Origin of the sequence: Spiroplasma sp. hy2 (genome assembly GCF_044714365.1) — a bacterium.
Lineage (GTDB): Bacteria > Bacillota_I > Bacilli_A > Mycoplasmatales > Mycoplasmataceae > Spiroplasma > Spiroplasma phoeniceum.
Genome location: NZ_RXFZ02000199.1, coordinates 1 through 1,633 on the forward strand (window position 1 = coordinate 1; position 1,633 = coordinate 1,633).

Here is a 1,633-nt window from a genome sequence, read left to right on the forward strand (position 1 = left end):
TATATATATATATATATACTGAAGGTAAATCTTGATAAAGAATTTCAATAAATAGTTTCAAGATAAGAAAAGGAGAAAAAACACGTAATGAAAAAATTACTTAGTTTATTAAGTGTCTTAACTATTAGTGGAACTGCTGTACCAACAACAATTGCCGCTAGTCCTTATCAAAAAGAAGAAAATATTAATAGTGATATTAGTCATCAAACAAATAATTTAGAAAGTTTATTAATAAATAGAAGTAAAAGATCAAAAAATTCATATAATGAATTTAAACAAAGAACATCAATATTTTATACTTTTTCTAGTCAAAAGGGAGAATATTCTCTTACTTTTACACCGGATTTTTGAGAAGAAGTTGTTATTTTATATGAAAATGAATATTATAATTTTGCTAACAAATTTAAAAATAAAGTTATAGATAATATTGAATTTAGTGTTTTTGAAAGTACTGGTTCTTCTTTTGATAAATATGAATCTATGGAAAAATTAGGAGAAGCAATACATAATAATTGAAATTATATAAATAATAAATGAGAAAATAGTGATAAAAAAAGTAGATTAAGAATTTATTTTGATGGTATTAAAGTAAATATAAAAATTGGAAGTAGAACAAAAAATATAAAATATTATGATGCAGTGATAAAAAGTGATGATGCAATAAAATATTCAAATAAATATTTAGATAATTTAATTAATGATTTTAATGATTTTAATAATAGTTCAATTAATTTGGGAATAATTGATAATAACGATAATAATACCATATTAAATGCAGTTAAAAAACAAAATCCAAATTTAAAAATAGAACATTTAGAAATTTTTGAAAAAACCCCATATTCACATTTTACTTATAATTTTTCTGCTAGATTAAAAGTAAATAAGCAAAGTACAATTTATTCTAAATTTATTTTAAAACCAAAATTAGTTTATGTAACTAAAGAATTTTTAGAAAATGACTTATCAAAATTAATTGATAATGATAATTTAATTGAAAGTTGAAATTTAAATTTTAATAGTTGAGAAAATGAAGTTAATCGTCAAATTAAAGAAGATATTCCCAGTTTTACATTAGAACAAAAAAGAACTTGAAAAGGAGATAAATTAAATAATCTTAATGATAAATTACTTTCTTTACAACATATTTTAACAACAATAGATCTTAAATTTAAATCAAATGAATTATATGACAGCCTTACAAAATTAAAAGAAGATATTAATAATTTAAAACAGCAAATTATTAATTTAAATAATGAAATTAATAATATTAAACAAAAATTAGAAGAAGGTAAAGGTTTAAAAATGTGTTCAGATATAGCTGGTAATGTGGGGACAATTGCTCAGTTTATTCCTAAAGTTGGTAAAATAATTTCTGGTGTGGCAAAAGTAACTGGAGCTACTTGTAAAATAATTAGTATTTTAAATTAGTTAAAAAATAAATAATTTATTTGAATACTAAAAATGGAAATATATTTAACATTATTTCCATTTTAATTAAATTAACAAACACTAAGTAAAAGAAAGGTAATATATGAAAAAAATATTAAACATTTTAGGAACAGTCACTTTAATTGGAACAATCACAACAAGTTTAGTTGCTTGTAATAAACCACAAGAATATACACCTGATWAA

2 protein-coding genes are annotated in these 1,633 nt (G+C 20.3%); both read left to right on the forward strand.

Annotation, left to right across the window (positions count from 1 at the left end):
• The first annotated feature begins 87 nt into the window (after nucleotides 1-87).
• The gene (locus EHV01_RS05345; RefSeq protein ID WP_422066554.1) at nucleotides 88-1,428 is read left to right on the forward strand and encodes a hypothetical protein; all 1,341 of its coding nucleotides are present in this window, start codon (nucleotides 88-90) and stop codon (nucleotides 1,426-1,428) included.
• A 103-nt stretch (nucleotides 1,429-1,531) separates the two neighbouring features.
• Nucleotides 1,532-1,633 (forward strand): lipoprotein (locus EHV01_RS05350; protein ID WP_422066555.1); only part of this gene is annotated, 102 nt, incomplete at its 3' end.